The 18,635-nt window shown below is 41.9% G+C and carries 20 protein-coding genes; 17 read left to right on the top strand and 3 right to left on the bottom strand.

Annotated elements, in window-relative coordinates:
- Positions 1-4 precede the first annotated feature (4 nt).
- The 12 genes from ihfA to BDD30_RS02065 all read left to right on the top strand — a co-directional run bounded on the left by ihfA (position 5) and on the right by BDD30_RS02065 (position 10,410).
- Positions 5-301 carry an integration host factor subunit alpha gene (gene ihfA, locus BDD30_RS02115; RefSeq protein ID WP_011146885.1) on the top strand — a complete coding sequence of 99 codons (297 nt, stop codon included), beginning with the start codon at positions 5-7 and terminating at the stop codon, positions 299-301.
- Between the two features lie 69 nt (positions 302-370).
- Positions 371-1,378: a vitamin B12 ABC transporter permease BtuC gene (btuC, locus tag BDD30_RS02110; RefSeq protein WP_015834011.1), complete on the top strand. Its 1,008-nt coding sequence runs from the start codon at positions 371-373 to the stop codon at positions 1,376-1,378.
- Positions 1,379-1,397: 19 nt separating this feature from the next.
- Positions 1,398-2,171: a vitamin B12 ABC transporter ATP-binding protein BtuD gene (gene btuD, locus BDD30_RS02105; RefSeq protein ID WP_015834012.1), complete on the top strand. Its 774-nt coding sequence runs from the start codon at positions 1,398-1,400 to the stop codon at positions 2,169-2,171.
- Between the two features lie 137 nt (positions 2,172-2,308).
- Positions 2,309-3,466, top strand: a complete 1,158-nt coding sequence (arnB, locus tag BDD30_RS02100) for a UDP-4-amino-4-deoxy-L-arabinose aminotransferase (RefSeq protein WP_015834013.1) — start codon at positions 2,309-2,311, stop codon at positions 3,464-3,466.
- Positions 3,420-4,433: an undecaprenyl-phosphate 4-deoxy-4-formamido-L-arabinose transferase gene (gene arnC / locus BDD30_RS02095; RefSeq protein ID WP_049795198.1), complete on the top strand. Its 1,014-nt coding sequence runs from the start codon at positions 3,420-3,422 to the stop codon at positions 4,431-4,433. Before arnB ends, arnC begins: the two co-directional genes overlap by 47 nt.
- Positions 4,433-6,415, top strand: a complete 1,983-nt coding sequence (gene arnA, locus BDD30_RS02090) for a bifunctional UDP-4-amino-4-deoxy-L-arabinose formyltransferase/UDP-glucuronic acid oxidase ArnA (RefSeq protein ID WP_015834015.1) — start codon at positions 4,433-4,435, stop codon at positions 6,413-6,415. The genes arnC and arnA overlap by 1 nt, the downstream gene beginning before the upstream one ends.
- Positions 6,415-7,308, top strand: coding sequence for a 4-deoxy-4-formamido-L-arabinose-phosphoundecaprenol deformylase (gene arnD / locus BDD30_RS02085; protein ID WP_015834016.1), 894 nt, complete (start codon positions 6,415-6,417; stop codon positions 7,306-7,308). Before arnA ends, arnD begins: the two co-directional genes overlap by 1 nt.
- A 7-nt stretch (positions 7,309-7,315) precedes the next feature.
- Positions 7,316-8,977, top strand: a complete 1,662-nt coding sequence (gene arnT, locus BDD30_RS02080) for a lipid IV(A) 4-amino-4-deoxy-L-arabinosyltransferase (RefSeq protein ID WP_015834017.1) — start codon at positions 7,316-7,318, stop codon at positions 8,975-8,977.
- Positions 8,977-9,312, top strand: coding sequence for a 4-amino-4-deoxy-L-arabinose-phosphoundecaprenol flippase subunit ArnE (gene arnE, locus BDD30_RS02075; RefSeq protein WP_041382781.1), 336 nt, complete (start codon positions 8,977-8,979; stop codon positions 9,310-9,312). The genes arnT and arnE overlap by 1 nt, the downstream gene beginning before the upstream one ends.
- Positions 9,312-9,704 (top strand): 4-amino-4-deoxy-L-arabinose-phosphoundecaprenol flippase subunit ArnF, encoded by a 393-nt coding sequence (arnF, locus tag BDD30_RS02070; RefSeq protein WP_015834019.1) that lies wholly within the window; start codon positions 9,312-9,314, stop codon positions 9,702-9,704. The genes arnE and arnF overlap by 1 nt, the downstream gene beginning before the upstream one ends.
- Positions 9,705-9,758: 54 nt before the next feature.
- Positions 9,759-9,884 (top strand): hypothetical protein, encoded by a 126-nt coding sequence (locus tag BDD30_RS24575; RefSeq protein WP_015834020.1) that lies wholly within the window; start codon positions 9,759-9,761, stop codon positions 9,882-9,884.
- A 40-nt stretch (positions 9,885-9,924) separates the two neighbouring features.
- Positions 9,925-10,410, top strand: coding sequence for a C40 family peptidase (locus BDD30_RS02065; RefSeq protein ID WP_015834021.1), 486 nt, complete (start codon positions 9,925-9,927; stop codon positions 10,408-10,410).
- 19 nt (positions 10,411-10,429) lie between these two features.
- Here the strand turns inward: BDD30_RS02065 and BDD30_RS24930 are convergent, their stop codons facing one another.
- A complete protein-coding gene (locus BDD30_RS24930; protein ID WP_071823702.1) occupies positions 10,430-10,771 on the bottom strand; it encodes a YrpD family protein in 342 nt (113 codons plus the stop codon).
- The gene (locus BDD30_RS02055) at positions 10,669-11,274 is read right to left on the bottom strand and encodes a YrpD family protein (protein WP_049795199.1); all 606 of its coding nucleotides are present in this window, start codon (positions 11,272-11,274) and stop codon (positions 10,669-10,671) included. The genes BDD30_RS24930 and BDD30_RS02055 overlap by 103 nt, the downstream gene beginning before the upstream one ends.
- A gap of 575 nt (positions 11,275-11,849) precedes the next feature.
- Between BDD30_RS02055 and BDD30_RS02050 the strand changes: the two genes are divergently transcribed.
- Positions 11,850-12,779, top strand: coding sequence for a hypothetical protein (locus BDD30_RS02050; RefSeq protein WP_015834023.1), 930 nt, complete (start codon positions 11,850-11,852; stop codon positions 12,777-12,779).
- Positions 12,780-12,957: 178 nt separating this feature from the next.
- Here the strand turns inward: BDD30_RS02050 and BDD30_RS02045 are convergent, their stop codons facing one another.
- Positions 12,958-13,380 (bottom strand): flagellar protein FlhE, encoded by a 423-nt coding sequence (locus tag BDD30_RS02045; RefSeq protein WP_015834024.1) that lies wholly within the window; start codon positions 13,378-13,380, stop codon positions 12,958-12,960.
- A gap of 308 nt (positions 13,381-13,688) precedes the next feature.
- Here BDD30_RS02045 and BDD30_RS02040 point away from each other — a divergent pair, with 308 nt between their 5' ends.
- Genes BDD30_RS02040 through BDD30_RS02025 form a run of 4 tightly spaced genes read left to right on the top strand, consistent with a single transcriptional unit; the run spans position 13,689 to position 18,357 of the window.
- Positions 13,689-14,420 carry an ABC transporter ATP-binding protein gene (locus BDD30_RS02040; RefSeq protein ID WP_231849206.1) on the top strand — a complete coding sequence of 244 codons (732 nt, stop codon included), beginning with the start codon at positions 13,689-13,691 and terminating at the stop codon, positions 14,418-14,420.
- Positions 14,420-15,619: an ABC transporter permease gene (locus BDD30_RS02035; protein ID WP_041381797.1), complete on the top strand. Its 1,200-nt coding sequence runs from the start codon at positions 14,420-14,422 to the stop codon at positions 15,617-15,619. The genes BDD30_RS02040 and BDD30_RS02035 overlap by 1 nt, the downstream gene beginning before the upstream one ends.
- Complete coding sequence (locus BDD30_RS02030; protein ID WP_015834027.1) at positions 15,612-17,090, top strand: TolC family protein; 1,479 nt, start codon at positions 15,612-15,614, stop codon at positions 17,088-17,090. Before BDD30_RS02035 ends, BDD30_RS02030 begins: the two co-directional genes overlap by 8 nt.
- Positions 17,083-18,357 carry an HlyD family secretion protein gene (locus tag BDD30_RS02025; protein WP_015834028.1) on the top strand — a complete coding sequence of 425 codons (1,275 nt, stop codon included), beginning with the start codon at positions 17,083-17,085 and terminating at the stop codon, positions 18,355-18,357. The genes BDD30_RS02030 and BDD30_RS02025 overlap by 8 nt, the downstream gene beginning before the upstream one ends.
- Positions 18,358-18,635: the final 278 nt, after the last annotated feature.

Below are 18,635 nucleotides of genomic sequence, written 5' to 3'. Positions count from 1 at the left end.
ACCTATGGCGCTTACTAAAGCTGAAATGTCAGAAAATCTGTTTGAGAAACTGGGGATTAGCAAACGTGATGCTAAAGATCTAGTTGAATTGTTCTTTGAAGAAGTGCGTCGTTCTTTGGAGAATGGTGAGCAGGTAAAATTGTCTGGATTTGGCAACTTTGATTTACGGGATAAAAACCAACGTCCGGGACGTAATCCTAAGACTGGTGAAGATATTCCGATTACAGCTCGCCGAGTAGTGACATTCCGTCCTGGTCAGAAGTTAAAAAGCAGGGTTGAGAAAGCCACACCTAAGGAATAATCAAATCAAAAAGGCCGCGCTAATAGCGGCCTTTTTCTTAAAATATCCTTTCTCATGAGCTGATGTCCAATGCAACCCACCCATTCTATTGCTGAATTAGTAATTCGTCAGAAAAGACGTGATTATCGTTTTCTGGCAATTCTTGCTTGTTTATTTTTATTCGTTTTTTTTCTTTCACTTTGCGCCGGGGAAAATTGGATATGGCCTGATAAGTGGTTTTCTGAAACAGGTCGGTTGTTTGTATGGCAATTGCGTTTTCCTCGGGTATTGGCTGTAATTGCTGTGGGTGCAAGTTTGACTGTGGCGGGTGCGATAATGCAGGCATTGTTTGAAAACCCTTTAGCTGAACCAGGGCTACTGGGGATCAGCAATGGTGCCGGTGTCGTTGTCGTGTTTTTGGTGCTAATGTTTCACGGTATTGCCCCATTTTGGTTGCTGAGTACTGGCGCTGTATTTGGAGCACTTATTGTCACAATGATATTGTTGTTCTTTTCAAGAAAGCGTCACTTGAATAATGCCCGATTGTTGTTGGTGGGCGTTGCTTTTGGCGTTGTCTCTGGGGCACTAATGACATGGATGGTCTATTTTAGTACCAGTTTAGATTTGCGTCAGCTAATGTATTGGATGATGGGCAGTTTCAGTGGAATAGATTGGCGACAGCAATGGTTGGTAGTTGCTTTATTTCCTTTGATTATTTGGCTGAGCAGTCAAGGAAAAGTGCTTAATTTTCTTTCGTTGGGAGAAACACAGGCTTACCAGTTAGGTATTTCACTTTATTATTGGCGTAATTTATTTGTACTTGCTGTTGGACTGTTGGTGGGGTTAAGTGTTGCACTTGCTGGAACAATCAGTTTTATCGGTTTGGTTATTCCGCATATTTTGCGTTTATGTGGTTTAACAGATTACAAAACATTGCTGCCTGCATGTGTTCTGACCGGAGGTTATGGGTTATTGCTGGCTGATTTGCTTTCCCGCCTTAGTCTGATTAACGCAGAGGTACCAATTGGTGTTGTAACAGCAACATTAGGAGCACCGATATTCATTTGGTTATTATTGAAAGTCAGAGATTGGAGTTAAGAAAGTGAGTAAAGCACAAATGACCCATCAATTGATGACTATCAGGCAAGTATCAGTCCAAAACCGATTAATATCGCTGACAGCATCAATACAACAAGGTGAACAAATACATCTTATTGGGCCGAATGGTTCAGGAAAGAGTACGTTATTAGCTTGTATGGCAGGTATTCTGCCGTATAGTGGCAAAATCTGTTTGCAACAAAAGTGTCTCAGTGAATATCGTCACCGAGAACTGGCACGGCACAGAGCATGGTTTAGCCAGCAAGTTTCTTCTGTACCAATAATGCCGGTTTTTCAATATTTGCAGCTATATTTAGCATCTCCTCCGGTTAAAGGTGGTGTACTGCCAGAATTATGTTCCTTTTTTAAGTTAGGAATGCTTCTGGAGACACCGGTAGGGAGATTATCTGGTGGTGAATGGCAACGAGTTCGATTAGCGGGGGTTTTCTTGCAAGTTTGGTCGTCAATCAATCTGGAAGGAAAACTATTACTTTTGGATGAGCCTACTAATAACCTCGATATCGCTCAGGTAGCGGCGCTTGATCTGTTAGTAAAAAAATTCTGTGAACTTGGTGGTTCAGTAGTTATGAGTGGTCACGATCTTAACCATAGTTATGATAGAGCTGATCGGATTTGGTTGCTTGCTGATGGACAGTTGGTTGCGGATGGAAAACCAGATGAGGTAATGAAAGAAAATACGCTATCTAAAGTTTTTGCTGCTGATATCAAATGCGTATCTGAGAATACGTATAAATATTGGCGGGTTTTTTTGCCTCATTATAATTCAGTTTGATGTATGCCACAGTGAATTTATTGTTTTGATAGCCTTATTTTCCATTTAATTTGTTAAATCTGTGCCTGCGTTGATGATTCGTTAAAATATAGTCATCTAATATATCATTATATTATGAACGAATCGGATTGTATTTTATGGGAAGTTTTCTTCCATTTTCCCGTCCTGCTTTAGGTGATGAAGAAATTCAGGCAGTAGAAAAAGTTCTTCATTCGGGCTGGATTACAACAGGCCCTCAAAATCATCAATTGGAACAGGATTTCTGCCGAATGTTTGGCTGTAAACATGCGGTTGCGTTGACCTCTGCAACTGCGGGTATGCATCTGACATTGATGGCGTTGGGCATTGGCCCTGGAGATGAAGTTATTACTCCATCTCTGACTTGGGTTTCTACAGTAAATATGATCTGTTTGCTTGGTGCGAAGCCGGTCATGATTGATGTTGATCGCAATACTTTAATGGTCGACGCAGCAACAGTAGAAAGGTCGATTACTCCAAGAACCAAAGCCATTATTCCTGTTCATTATGCTGGTGCTCCCTGTGATTTGGATGCATTACGTGCAATTGCGCAGAATGCGGGTATTCCATTGATTGAAGATGCTGCTCATGCAGTCGGAACCCGTTATAAAAATGAATGGGTCGGTGAACAGGGCACGGCTATTTTCTCTTTCCATGCCATAAAGAATCTTACCTGTGCAGAAGGCGGGTTGGTTGCAACTGATAATAATGAACTTGCTGAACGAATTCGGTGTCTCAAATTTCATGGATTAGGTGTTGATGCTTTTGACCGTCAGATTCAGGGCAGGAAACCACAAGCGGAAGTCGTAGAGCCAGGTTACAAATATAATTTGTCAGATATTCATGCAGCAATTGCGGTTGTGCAATTAAGTAAGTTGGAATCAATGAATGCTCGTCGTCGACAAATTGTTGCTCGTTATTCAACAGCATTAAAAAATTCTCCTTTGCAGATGTTGAATGTGCCCGATTATGAACATTTGCACGCACATCATCTGTTTATGGTACGAGTTGATAAGGATGTATGTGGCATTGACCGTGACACATTGATGGAATGTCTGAAAGAGAAAGATATTGGCACAGGTTTACATTTCAGAGCCGCACATACGCAAAAATATTATCGGGAACGCTTTCCGCAGTTGTCGTTGCCTGAATCAGAATGGAACTCAGCAACACTTTGTTCATTACCACTCTTTCCTGATATGAGTGATAACGATGTGGATCGTGTAATTAATGCTTTACAAGAAATTCTTTCGGAGCGCAGATTTAGTGTCTTTTGAACAAATTAAAAAAGTTTCTATTGTTATTCCAGTTTATAACGAAGAGGAAAGTTTACCTCTGTTATTGGAAAGAACCTTATCAGCCTGTAAACAACTGACTCAGGACTATGAACTTATTCTTGTTGATGATGGCAGCAGTGATAAGTCCGCTGAAATTTTGGTCCAGGCAGCAGAACAACCTGAAAATCATATTATTGCCATTCTGCTTAACCGTAATTACGGTCAACACTCAGCGATTATGGCAGGTTTTAATCAGGTCAGTGGCGATTTAGTGATTACTCTTGATGCAGATCTACAGAATCCGCCGGAAGAGATCCCTCGTCTTGTTGAAACGGCTGAGCAGGGTTATGACGTTGTTGGTACCCGCCGGGCTAATCGGCAGGATTCTCTGTTCCGTAAAACAGCTTCAAAAATCATCAATGCGATGATCACCAAGGCAACAGGCCGCTCTATGGGAGATTATGGCTGTATGCTTCGTGCCTATCGTCGCCACATTATTGAAGCCATGTTGCAGTGCCATGAGCGCAGTACTTTTATTCCTATTCTGGCAAACACTTTCGCCCGTAAAACGATTGAGATAGATGTTGCTCATGCGGAACGTGAATTTGGTGATTCCAAATACAACTTCATGAAGCTCATTAATCTGATGTATGACCTGCTTACCTGTCTGACAACCGCGCCTTTACGTTTGCTGAGCGTAATAGGGAGTGTGATTGCAGTTTCTGGTTTTTTGCTGGCTGTATTGCTGGTGGTTTTACGTTTGATTTTTGGGGCTATATGGGCAGCAGACGGCGTATTTACCCTATTTGCCATCCTTTTCATGTTTATTGGCGCGCAGTTCATTGCAATGGGCTTATTAGGTGAATACATAGGCCGTATCTACAACGATGTCCGTGCGCGCCCACGTTATTTTATTCAAAAAGTGGTCGGAAATAAAAAGACCAACGACAACCAGGAAGAGTACTAATGAAAGCAATTGTATTTGCCTATCATGATATCGGCTGTGTCGGGATCAATGCCTTAATTAAAGCTGGGTTTGATATTCAGGCAGTATTTACCCATACAGATGATCCTACTGAAAACCATTTTTTCTCTTCTGTTGCCCGCTTGAGTGCAGATTTGGAGCTTCCGGTTTTTGCGCCAGAGAATGTTAATCATCCTCTATGGATTGAACGTATCCGTGAACTGAAACCGGATGTGATTTTCTCGTTTTATTACCGGAACATGCTGAGTGAAGATATTTTATCACTGGCGAGTTTAGGTGCATTTAATTTGCATGGATCTCTATTGCCAAAATACCGTGGTCGTGCACCTATTAACTGGGCAATTCTGAATGGTGAAACGGAAACAGGTGTAACCCTGCATAAAATGGTGTTGAAACCGGATGCCGGGGATATTATTGCTCAACATAAAGTCGCTATTACAGAAACGGATACTTCGCTGATTTTACACGGAAAAATTCGTAAAGCGGCGGAAGAATTGCTTGATCAAGTATTACCTCAGATCAACGCAGGGACCTATACTTCAACACCTCAGGATCAAAGTCAGGCAACTTACTTTGGTCGACGTACTGCTGCTGATGGAGAGATTGACTGGAGCAAATCAGCAACTGAAATCAACAACCTTATCAGAGCGGTGGCTGAGCCATACCCGGGAGCATTTACTTTCCTAGGTGAGCGTAAGATTACGATCTGGCGTGCTTCTCCGTTGCATGAATCCCATAACAAACAGCCGGGTACGGTATTGTCGATAGAGCCACTGGTTATTGCTTGTGGGAAAGGGGCATTAGAAATTATCAGTGGGCAAAGTGAATCTAGTTTGTATGTTCGGGGGACTCGCCTAGCGGCAGAGATGAGCATTGTGACTGATATACGTGTTGGTCCAAAGGCAACATCTCAGATTAGTCACCGTAAGCGAGTGTTAATCCTTGGTGTGAATGGCTTTATTGGTAATCATCTGACAGAACGTCTGTTGCGTGATGGCAACTATGACATCTACGGTATGGATATTGGCTCTTCCGCTATTGAGCGTTTTATTGGTAACCCGCATTTTCATTTCATTGAAGGTGATGTCAACATCCATACTGAATGGATCGAGTATCACATCAAGAAATGCGATGTGGTTCTGCCATTGGTCGCTATTGCAACGCCAATTGAATATACCCGTAACCCACTGCGTGTATTTGAACTGGATTTTGAAGAGAATCTTAAAATTGTCCGTTATTGCGTTAAATACAATAAACGGATTATTTTCCCATCCACATCAGAAGTTTACGGAATGTGTGATGATAAAGAGTTTGACGAAGATGATTCCCGTCTGATTGTTGGCCCGATTAACAAACAACGTTGGATTTACTCTGTCTCTAAACAATTACTGGATCGCGTTATTTGGGCATACGGCGAAAAAGAGGGGCTAAAATTCACCTTGTTCCGCCCATTTAATTGGATGGGGCCACGTTTGGATAACCTGAATTCTGCACGTATTGGTAGCTCTAGAGCAATTACACAACTGATATTGAACTTAGTTGAGGGGTCATCGATCAAACTGGTAGATGGAGGGGAACAGAAACGCTGTTTTACTGATATTAATGATGGTATTGAAGCGTTATTCCGCATTATTGAAAACCGAGATGGATTGTGTGACGGTCAGATTATCAATATCGGTAATCCAACTAACGAAGCCAGTATTCGTCAGCTAGCGGAAATGCTACTTGATAGCTTTGAGAATCACGAATTGAGAGGTTATTTTCCTCCGTTTGCGGGATTCAAAAAGATTGAAAGCGGAAGCTATTACGGAAAAGGCTATCAGGACGTTGAACACCGTAAGCCAAGCATTAAAAATGCGGAACGGCTATTAGGCTGGAAGCCAACTATTGATATGAAACAGACGATAGATGAGACACTGGATTTCTTCTTGCGTGGTGCAGTGGAAGAATTAGGGAAAAAATAATGAAACAAGTTGGCTTGAGAGTTGATGTAGATACTTATCGGGGAACCTTTGAAGGTGTACCGCAGTTGCTTAAGATCTTGGCAAAACATCAGGTTCAGGCCAGTTTTTTCTTCAGTGTTGGCCCGGATAATATGGGGCGTCATTTATGGCGCCTTTTGCGACCGAAATTCTTATGGAAGATGCTGAGATCAAATGCGGCATCTCTGTATGGTCTTGATATTTTACTGGCGGGTACTGCATGGCCGGGTAAAAAAATAGCCAAGGATTTAGGTTATTTGATGAAGCAGACTCTGGATGCAGGCCACGAAGTTGGTCTGCATGCATGGGATCATCAGGGTTGGCAGGCGAAAGTTGGCCGTTGGTCTGAAGCTCAATTAACAGAACAGGTTAAATTGGGGGTGGATGCTTTAGTTCAGGCAACGGGTCAACGGGTAACTTGCTCGGCTGTAGCTGGTTGGCGGGCAGATGAGCGGGTACTGGCGGTAAAGCAGCAGTTTGGTTTTGATTACAACAGTGATTGCCGCGGTACGCACCCATTCAGGCCAGTTTTGCCGGATGGCACTATCGGTACAGTGCAAATTCCGGTGACGTTGCCAACTTATGATGAAGTTGTAGGAACTCAGATTAAGGATAAGGATTTTAATCAGTTTATTCTTAATGAGATGAAAAATGATCAAGGTGTTCCGGTATATACCATCCATACAGAAGTGGAAGGGATGTCCAAGGCGACAGAATTTGCAACTCTGTTGGAGATGGCTCACCGGGAAAACATACAATTTTGTGCATTGAGTCATCTGCTACCTGAAAATATACAGCGACTTCCTGTAGGGCGAATTATTCGTTCCGAATTTCCCGGCAGAGAAGGGTGGTTAGGATGTCAACAAGAGGTTTAACTTATTTATGTTAAATAACCGGGCGTGTAAAGTGGGGGCCTTTTTGATGGCTCTTTTTTTTGTCCTTACCTATTTATTACCCCTTAATGGCCGTCTGTTATGGCAGCCTGATGAAACGCGTTATGCAGAAATCAGCCGTGAAATGCTCCAACGAGGCGATTGGATTGTTCCGTATTTGTTGGACATTCGTTATTTTGAGAAGCCTGTAGCAGGTTATTGGATTAACAACATCAGCCAGTGGATTTTTGGCGATAATAACTTTGCTGTTCGTTTTGGTTCAGTTTTCTGTATTTTTATCAGTGCGATTTTATTATATCGGCTTGCTATGATGATGTGGCAAAGTCGGCATATTGCTTTTGTCACCAGTCTGATTTACATCTCAATGTTTTTGGTATTGGCGATTGGCACTTATAGCGTACTCGATCCCATGTTCTCATTGTGGATGACTGCCGCGATGGTATGTAGTTTCTGGGCGCTAAAAGCAGATTGTACCAGACAGCGAGTTATAGCTTATTTGGTGCTTGGTTTGTGCTGTGGTATGGGTTTTATGACTAAAGGATTTTTGGCACTGGCTGTTCCGGTGATCGCTATGCTGCCAATTGTCATTTATCAGAAGCGGTTCCTGCAAACGGCATACTTTGGCACACTTGCCATTATTTCAGCAATAGCCATTAGCCTACCGTGGGTTATTGCCGTTGCTCAACGTGAGCCTGACTACTGGCATTATTTTTTCTGGATTGAACATATTAAGCGTTTCTCTTCCAATGATGCGCAGCATATTGCGCCATTCTGGTATTACATTCCTATTCTGATCCTTGGTGTCATTCCGTGGTTGGGGTTATTACCGGGAGCGGTGATTAAAGGTTGGAAAGAGAGGAAATCCAATCCTGAAATGTTTTTTCTGCTTTGCTGGTTTGCAGTGCCGTTATTGTTTTTCAGTATTGCAAAAGGAAAATTGCCAACTTATATCTTACCTTGCATGGCACCATTGGCAATGATGATGGCTAAGTTTGGTGTCGATTGTGTAAAAAATGGCAAGATGAAATTACTGAAGATCAATGGAATGGTTAACGTATTTATTGGTCTGTTGGCAGTGATGACTTTGTTTGCTATGGAAACGGTGACACAACATTCTTTATATCAGCCATCAGAATGGCCTAAATGGGTTTTGGCTATTGTTGCCTTTGGTATCTGGGGAATTATTGGTTATTTGTGCTTTATGTTGAATGGAAAATACTGGCTGTTAGCTGCGTATTGTTCTATTGTTGTTAGCCTGGCGATCGGTAATGCGTTGCCTGAAAATACTATTAATTCTAAATTACCTCAGAATTTTATTAACCTGCATCGTCAGGAACTTGAAGACAGTCGGTATATTCTTTCGGAAAGTGTTGGTTTGGCAACCAGTGCTGCGTGGGAAATGAAACGCAGTGATATTTATATGCTTGAACGGTGGGGAGAATTGGAATATGGCCTGAATTATCCAGATAGCCAATATCGGCGTATCAGTTATAAAGATTTTCCACAATGGTTAGAGAAAGCCCGTAAAGAAGGGCGAGTATCAGTACTGCTTCATTTGTATAAAAATGAAGAATTACCTGATTTACCTAAAGCAGATCAAGTCAGCCGTCATTATCGTTTTGTTATTATGGTCTATGAGAAACGCCCGTGATAAGTTTTGCCCTATTGCTGTTGGTCAGTTTGCTTACATGTGCTGGCCAGCTGTGTCAGAAACAGGCTGTGATATGTTGGCAGAGTGACGCTTATAAGCGGGTATCAGCTCTGAAATGGCTAATGGGTGCCGTGATTCTGTTAGCTATTGGGATGCTATTCTGGCTTCGTTTATTACAGATATTGCCGTTGGGAATGGCCTATCCAATGCTGAGCATTAATTTTATTATTGTTACTTTGGCGGGGAAATTTTTCTATCAGGAAGCAGTTGGCATAAAACATTGGGCTGGCGTTGTTTGTATCATGTTAGGCATTCTGCTGATGAGCTTGAATTAATGAAGGGTTATATCTGGGGATTAGCGAGTGTATTGTTGGTGACAATAGCACAGTTATTATTGAAATGGGGCGTGGTAAATCTGCCCACATTAAACCTTAGCTTGCACTGGTTTGATATTGAATGGTTGTGGGGTAATCGTGATTCGCTTGTGGTGATAATAGCCGGTCTGGCTGGATATCTGTTATCTATGTTGTGTTGGTTATTTGCACTGAAATATTTACCGTTAAATAAAGCGTATCCGTTAATAAGCTTGAGTTATGTATTTGTGTATCTAATGACTGCTTTATTGCCTTGGTTTAATGAAACTGTCACGTTAATGAAAACAGTAGGTGTGATTTTCATTTTGTTTGGTGTCTGGCTGATCAGTCGCCCAGAACGAGTAGCAAAATAAATATCTAGCCACTGCTGTAGGATATATACCCAATAGATTTCAATTTGCAGCGCGGTGGCAAATGAACGCATCCCCAGGAGCATAGATAACGATGTGACTGGGGTAAGTGAAAGCAGCCAACAAAGCAGCAACTTGAAGGATGAAGGGTATAGCCTTGTTTTTTTATTAGGTGGTAGATAAAGTTACCTTATTTTTTGCTGGTTTTATGAGGAGGGGGGACATGACAATAAGAATGAAAATGTTGCTGTTGTTATTCAGTCTGGTGCTCATTGGCTGTTCCAGTCATTCCCCCAAGACTCAAGCACCCGAGTTAAAAACAGCACTTTCTGATCCAATCATGGTGATTGCTCAGCTTAAGGAGCAGCTTAAACAATGGTATGGCACACCATATCATTATGGTGGGATGGATCATCGGGGCGTAGATTGCTCGGGTTTTGTTTACCGTACTTTTAGTGACCGATTTGATATTAAATTACCTCGTACTACCCGTGGACAAATAGGATTAGGGACTCGCATTGATAAAAGTGATTTAATGCCGGGTGATTTAGTCTTTTTCAAGACAGGTAGTGGTGAGCATGGGTTACACGTTGGCATTTATGATGCCAACAATCAGTTTATTCATGCGTCAACCAGTAAGGGGGTTACCCGCTCATCTATGAATAGCGTTTACTGGAAAAAAGCTTTTTGGCAAGCCCGTAGGATTTAAATACACTCTTATGAGTGGCTTACAATGAACGGCCTACAATAATTACGCCTATTAGGTATATAACTATATTTTTAAATTTAGCAGCGTAATTTTTATGAATTTTAATATTTTTCTCTGGTGTTCCACGAGGTACTGCGATTGTGGATAATATCTTCCAGTTTTTTACCGAGATAATATTAGTATTTTTTATTTCTGAAATAAGTCTATTTGTATAATCCTTATTGGAAGTGCACCAATATGTTGCTCTTGTTGCGCCATTTATATTTTTATATATTGTAAGTTGTACTTCACTACCAGGTTTAAAACCATTTGTATATACCCAATAGATTTCAATTTGCAGCGCGGCGGCAAATGAACGCATCCCCAGGAGCATAGATAACTATGTGACTGGGGTAAGTGAAAGCAGCCAACAAAGCAGCAACTTGAAAGATGAAGGGTATAAGTAAAGTTATCTTTTCCTTCAATATATTGAACAGTTTCTTGGCCACGGTTTCCTACTTTCACAATTGGTTTCCATACATTATAGGTAGTACTATATTGAAAACCAATATCTGATTCTACTTGACCAGAAAAACCGGAATATACATATAGTGTTCCACCTTCTGCTTTAAAAGAAGAGCCGTCTTTAATCTCTGGTAGGGCTACTTTTGTGGTGAGAATAGCGCCTGTATTATTAAGAATCGCTCTTCCTCCGATACCATTTGTAATAGTCTTTTCATTAAGAGATGATATTTGTGAAAGTGATAGTGTTTCAGCTGCTTTAACTTCAGGGGCATGAATGATTAAGAAGGTATTAACTGCGATGATACTGGCTAAAGCGATTTTAGGGAATTTCTTACTTGAAGCAAAAATATTTCCTTTCATAGACAAATTATCTTAAAATTTAATCATGTTATTTCCTCATTGATGTGTTTTTAAAGTTAGTTAAAATTCAAATATTATTAACAGGGTTATATCCATTTAATAAGGTTATTTCCTATTACGGAGGCATATATTTAAAAGAATTTTTTCTCATAAATAAAATACCACTGGTGAAGAATGAAATAAAAAATATTTTTATTTTTCTTTATGAAAAAAAACTTAGATGTTATTTATTAAACAAAGTTGTTTTTATAAGTGACGTTTTAATTTTCTGGATTAGACTAATAAGTGTGTTTTTTAATAATGGGTGCGATCAATTATTATGTTTTATCTGTGAGGAATGATGTCAGATTTATATTTTAAAGTGGATTGGTAAGCTTGTTAAAATTAACAATAATAAATTGGGTGTTTATTTTATTTTTCGTGGCGTGAGGAATATAAAAATAATATATAAAGCAATTTTGATTTTCGTTACATAAATATAATTGATTAACTAAGTTTTGTTTTCTTCAGAAATCAATTATATTTTTGCGTTCAGAAAAAGTCCAATAACTTAAATCATCTTGAGAGGAAAACTGATGATAGATAAACAACTTTATTCTCCTGAAATAAAATACCCCTCATGGGCACCTAATGATGCTCCGCTATTTGTCATACTTGGGCAATCCAACAGTTATGGTCATGGAACGCAATTACCGCGAGATGAACAAATAACACAAGGTTTAAAAAATGTATTCACGTTATCATTACCAGAAGTCTACGACATTGACTTTACCGTAATTAACTGGATAAAACTAACTAGTTTTGGCAATGCCAATATTGGTACTCCTATCGGTTTATCACGCGGCAATCAGGATCATCCCATCAATGCCGCTAACCGTTTCGCCAAGCTCTGGCAAGACCATATTAACGAAGGTAATTCGCTTAATTTGCCTGATCTCTATGTCATTCTAATGGGTTGGGGCGGTCAGGGTATGTATTTGGATAATCCGCCGGATAACCGGTGGGCTCCTGAACGTGATCCTAGTGATGTGGAATCGCTCTATCCCCGTGCAATCAGAACGTTGTGTATGGCAGTTGAATCACTGCGTAAACTGGGCAAAAACCCTCGCATTTTGGCTGTCCATTGGAATCAGTGGGAAGCAGAAACTGAAAGTTTATTAGCGGCACGGGCATCAGAGCAGAATTTTACCCGCATCATTACCGGTATCAGCGATGCCTTGGGTTCCTGTTGTATACCATGGAGATTGTATTACCCGCTTTCGGTTGCGTTTGATCCCATCAACACCAATTATGTGCTTGAAGCAATCAACAATGTTATCGCTAATGCTCCTCAATACCGGACACTGATTGATGCAAGGAATTCTCCTGACTATACCGGAGTAGCCCCCCAGTTTGGTGTCTTTTTGCCTGATGAGATACATTATGCTGGCAAAGCTCAGACATGGTTTGCCCAACAGGAATGGGAGTTAATTTTATCTGGTTATAAAGGGGTTAAATTACCGTAGGATTAATCACCTAAGATATACCGAGATGGTGACTGATGTCGCCATCTATTATCTTGGCAGAGAATATTTTCGGGCAGGAATAAAGGAATATATACCCAATTTTATATTTCACAATTCAAAGCAAATTGGCATTGCCGCCTATAATGCTGGCGGCAATCTTTGGAGAATAATCGAAATATTATTGCCAACTGACAATAACTTCTCCGGTTTGACCTGCCACTGGTACTGTTCCACCACTTGCAACTCTCATAGCATAAAAGAATTGTTGTGTCGGGCTGCTATTATTGAATGCAGTTGTCGACATTCTTCGAACGCGTGATATATCTATGCAATTACTGGTATTTCCTTGGCAAAGATAAACAGACAATCCTTGAGGCCATCCAACGACATTCCAAGTCCAGGATACATTGGTAATACTGCCCGTCGCGGGTGGAGATCCGACAACAGGAAGATAAGCCGTTTCTGTGAAGTTTCTGGAATATATCGTTGGTAGAGTGACCGAAGGTTGATAGCTTCCACTTGCCGCAAACCCAGTTTGCGAAAACATCATTAACAGTAATGCGCTGCCGATTCCAAAGATTTTTTTTAATTTCATAGCCATTACCCCAATATCTGATAATTTTCTATTGCGAGAACAGAGATATATTTCGATCTCGTTCCTTTTTTCTCCTGAATTTTCATAAAAATACGCACTATACACCGAAGGAGGAACGATTAATTTGGATGGAATAACCTTAAAATGCAATGGGCAATTTAATTTTTTGTTAAGTATGTCTAATGGATTTTTGCTATTCCATGTTTTTGTAACTCATTCAGGCTGCACGCTTTTACAAGAGATTCTTCCCATGATATAAACTTGCTTAAACGATCAAATGGAGTCAGTGAACCATTTAATGGATGTAAAAAACGATGGATAAATCAGACATGACAATCACGACTTCTAGGTGTCTGGAATCTTTGATTTACATGGAAAATATTTGTCGATCCTATCGTATGGGGGAAAAATATCATCCTGTGCTTGATAAAATATCACTGACTATAATGCGGGGGCAAAGCTGTGCTATTCTTGGCGCTTCCGGTTCGGGTAAAAGTACTTTACTTAATATCCTTGGTTTACTGGATCAGCCAACTTCTGGATGTTTTAAGTTTAATGGTGTTAATGTAACAAAAGTAACTTCTGATGAGCGGGCGAAAATAAGAAATCAGGAAATAGGCTTCGTATTCCAGAGTTTTAATTTACTTCCCAGAATGCAGGCATTGGATAATGTGGCACTGCCATTGTTATATCGTGGATATTCACGCTCATTAGCTCGGAAGGAAGCGCAATACCAGCTTGAGTTGGTTGGCCTGGCTAATCGTATGCACCATCGTCCGGCAGATCTTTCCGGTGGACAACGTCAGCGCGTTGCTATCGCTCGGGCTTTGGTTGGCAAGCCTTCTCTCATTTTGGCCGATGAACCAACAGGCAATCTCGATAGTGTCACAGCACGCGATATCATGACACTGCTTCTGTCATTAAACGGTGAGCAGGGTGTTACGCTCGTCATGGTTACACACGATGGGGAAATAGCTAAAAATATGCAGCGCTGTTTGTATGTCAATGATGGGCGAATTTCCGAAACTGATCTGTCGGATATTTGATGTTTAGTGTGAATTCTGGTCGCCACGGTCTTTCTCTCGCGCAAGCTCTGCGTGAGTCGTTGGATAGTCTGCGTCTTCTGGGAAGGCGATCTCTGCTTGCTTTGCTTGGCATTGCAGTCGGATGTGCTTCGGTTATTGCACTTTTGAACATTGGCTATAACGCCGCTAATGAAGCTATTAGCACTTTTAAAAGTATGGGAAGCAATATTCTGGTTGCTCATTTTAGTTTTATTCCCGGCGTTGATGTTAAACCTGCACCATCTACATTGGATGTTCAAGCATTGACTCGTACATTACCTGCTATCGCGTATGCCGCACCCATCACATTACATTCAACTCGTGTTCGTTTTCAGGGGCAAGGGATCGATACGAATATTACAGGGACATCCTCTGATCTGGCTAAGGTGCTTGATTTACAAATCGAGCAGGGGCGTTTTTTATCGGACTATGATCGTCAGACGACTTATACCGTAATTGGTGCCGATATAGCGAAACAGTCAAAGATTCAGGTAGGTAGCCAACTGCAAATTGGGGATTATTTGTTTGAAGTGATAGGAATTCTCGCTATTCAGGGAGTAAATCCTTTACTTCCTGTCTCTGTTGATGATTCTGTGATACTGCCTATTGAAGGAATGAGACGGTTGCGGCCTGCTCCGGAGATTGGCAGTATCATTGTCAAAACACATGACACAACAATATTAAACCGTGACGCTACATTATTACGTAACTATCTTATCTCACTATCAAAAGGTCGTAATGTCGAAGTTCAAATCCCGCAACAATTGCTTGATGGGCTGACGCGTCAGACGAAGACATTCTCTTATTTGCTTGCTGGTTTGGGGGGCATTTCGTTGTTGGTGGGCGGTGTGGGGGTGATGAATGTCATGCTGATGAACGTCTCGGAACGCAGGCGTGAAATTGGTGTTCGTATGGCTCTGGGGGCTAGACCCATTGATATCGGCATACTTTTTATGTTGGAAGCTGCCACCTTGACAATCGCCGGTGCAATAGTTGGTTCATTGTTAGGAGTGGCTGCTGGGTATCTGTTCGTAAAATTTTCTGGCTGGGTATTCACGTTATCCTTATTTTCTGTGCCTCTGGGTATTGCCAGTTCATTAGTAATTGGCCTGTTTTTTGGCATTAATCCAGCGTTGGCAGCTGCTAAGTTACAACCTATAGAGGCACTGCGTGATGATTAGCCAAATTTCTCTACGCATTATTGGTATCATCATTGGATTGGTAATAGCCTTGTCTGTAAAGCCGGTTTTGGCAGAGCAGTTGGTTCCGTCACAGGCAACTATGTCTGCAACAAGTACCATTTCTCTTAGTCAACAGACTATTGATATAACGCTCAGTGATGCGATCTATTTGGGATTACGAAACAATCGTTCTATCCGTAGTGCCTATTTAGATCGCATTGCACAGAAATTTGATTTGCGGGTTGCTGAAGATCGTTTTACGCCCAAGTTATTGCTCAATAGTCGTTATGCTATTGCGCGTAACCAAAGTGATCGTTACCACCAGAGCGAGATTATGCCCACATCTACAATGCTTGGAGAATATGGTACTCAGTTCAGCTTGTCATGGACGAGTCGAACGACATGGGCAAACAATGCTGGCCGTAATCGTAGCGATGGCGTTTCCTTCTCTGTCATTCAGCCTTTACTGAGAGGTGCTGGTAAGGATGTGGCTACAGCACCTGTGCGTCTTGCCCAAATGATGGAGCAGATAAATCGCTTGAACCTGAAAGCGACGGTATCCCAGACGATCACACAGGTTATTATGGCTTACCGTGAGTTGTTACGTGCGCAAGAACAATTGCAAATTGCGCGCGATGCGCTAGAACGGTCGTGCCAACTGCTGGAAGTTAACAAAGCCATGATTGCTGCGGGCAGAATGGCAGCCTTTGAAATTGTCCAGACTGAGGCTGATGTTGCTATGCAGGAATTGGCAGCAGAGGAAGCAGCCAATCAACTGGATAACAGTCGCTTAGAGTTACTGCGTTTGCTTGCTTTGGACTTACAAACTCAAGTAAAGGCAACTGACAGATTGGAGGCGAAACGCATAGATATCAATCTCCTCCAGGCACAACATTTGGCACAAGAACATCAACCATTATACCTCACTCAATTGATTACCGCAGAACAGGCGGCGATAAACCTAATAGTTGCTCGTAATGATCGCTTATGGGATGTCTCTTTAGTCGGCAGGGCTAGTCAGGTACGAGATCGAACAGGATCAAATAGCTCCCGTAATTGGGAAAATTACGCGGGTGTCCAAGTGGAGATACCTATCGGGGATTTGAGTCAGCGTCAGGCGGAAGTCCGGGCACAGGTTGATGTTCAGAATCAGGATATCCGTCTTACTGAAGCAAAACAGTCATTGCAGCGTGATGTAGGTAATGCGGTGCGTGATATTGGTACACGTTGGCGTCAATATGAGATAGCACAGCGTGCTTTGGACCTATCCCGACGTAAGCTGGAAATTGAACGTGAAAAATTGACGGTGGGCCGCTCCAGTAACTTTCAGGTATTGAGCTTTGAAACTGATTTGCGCAATGCGGAGAATGTTCGTCTTAACGCATTGATTGCTTATCTAAATGCACAGGCGGAGTTGGATGAAACACTGGGTACCACTCTGGGGAGCTGGGATATTGCACTTAATGACTAAAATCAGAGCATTTGCTCATTGCAGATATAAAATTCATTGGCTCGTGGTATTCGCTATTACTTTGGTTGTCGGGACAGCTATTGCCTATGTTTTCTCTCCTGCCTCAACCGATATATCATTGCCAGAGCAATGGGTACGTGTTGAACCTCAACTATTAGAAAATCATCTTGGGTTAGTCGGTCGTATTCAGGCTGCCACCAGTTTGACTATTACAGCACCGTTCGATGGAATTATCGCCGAAGTGGGAGTGATAGAAGGTCAACGCGTTAAGCGTGGGCAACCATTATTGAGCCTTGACACTGCACAACTGGATATCCAGTTGCGACAGGCGCTTACCGAACTGCTGAAAGCCCAGCGAGCCGTACAAGATCTAGCGGATTGGAAGAACAGCCAGGATGTTGCCAGAGCACGCAGGGCTTTAACCAACGCTCAGCTAAGCCTGAACGATACTGAACGTAAACTGACTGATACTCGAGTTTTGTTTGAACGAGGCATCGTTGCCCGCATGGAAGTTGATACGCTGGAACAGCAGGTTAAAGTTCAACGGCTCGATCTTGCCGCAGCTAAGGCGGAACTAAGTGCTATGTTTGACAAAGGTACAGGTGAGAATCGGCAGATTGCCGATATGGAATTGGCGAATGCTCAAGCGCGTTATCAAGCGCTTCAAACCCAGCAAGTTCAACGGGAATTGGTTTCGCCTTTTGACGGAATTGTTGTTCGTCCTCTTGTTACCGAATCAGATAAAACGTTATCTATTCAAAAAGGAACACGGGTAACTCAGGGAGCCCCACTTTTTGGCATAATCAATTTGGAACAAGTTCAGGCGGTGGCGCGCATTGAAGAGGCGGATCTACATCAATTATATGAAGGAATGCCGGTTCAGATCACCGGTGATGGTTTTGCCGGGTTGTCCTTGCAAGGGCAGATTAAGACGATTGGTGTACAGGGGCGCTCAACCGAATCTCAAGGAGCTGGTGTGACTTATGACGTGTTGGTCGCGGTTGATCCACTGACACCTGAACAACGACAGCGTATTCGTCTGAACATGAGTGCGAAACTGGCCATTGTCACGTATCGCAATGAACATGGCTTAGCGGTGCCAACTGATGCGTTACGTACTGGTCCTGATGGGCAGACTTTTGTCATCTATCGACGAGAATTACGCGATCCAGTGCAACAGATTAGGGTGACGCCAAGATATGCCGTTCCTCAGGGGGTAGAGGTGATCGGGTTGGAAGCAGGCTATGTTGAGATTCCTGTGCAATAATGGCCGATTTGGCCTATATATACCCAATGGATTTTAAGATGCATCGCGACGGCAAGGGAGCGAATCCCCGGGAGCATAGATAACTCTGTGACTGGGGTGAGTGAGTGTAGCCAACAAAGAGGCAATTTGAAAGATAACAGGTATATAACTAATTTACTTTGATATATTTACATTGCTCAAATTTAAATTCTGGAAGTTGCTAGAAGTGAATATTAATATTTATTGGTAAAATTTAATCTCCTCATGAAATAATTCCCACCTATTTGTCTCCATATTTT

Source organism: Photorhabdus asymbiotica (assembly GCF_003634575.1).
Taxonomy (GTDB): domain Bacteria; phylum Pseudomonadota; class Gammaproteobacteria; order Enterobacterales; family Enterobacteriaceae; genus Photorhabdus; species Photorhabdus asymbiotica.
The sequence above is the reverse complement of the archived record's forward strand: the minus strand, read 5'-3'. Positions and strand labels throughout refer to the sequence as shown.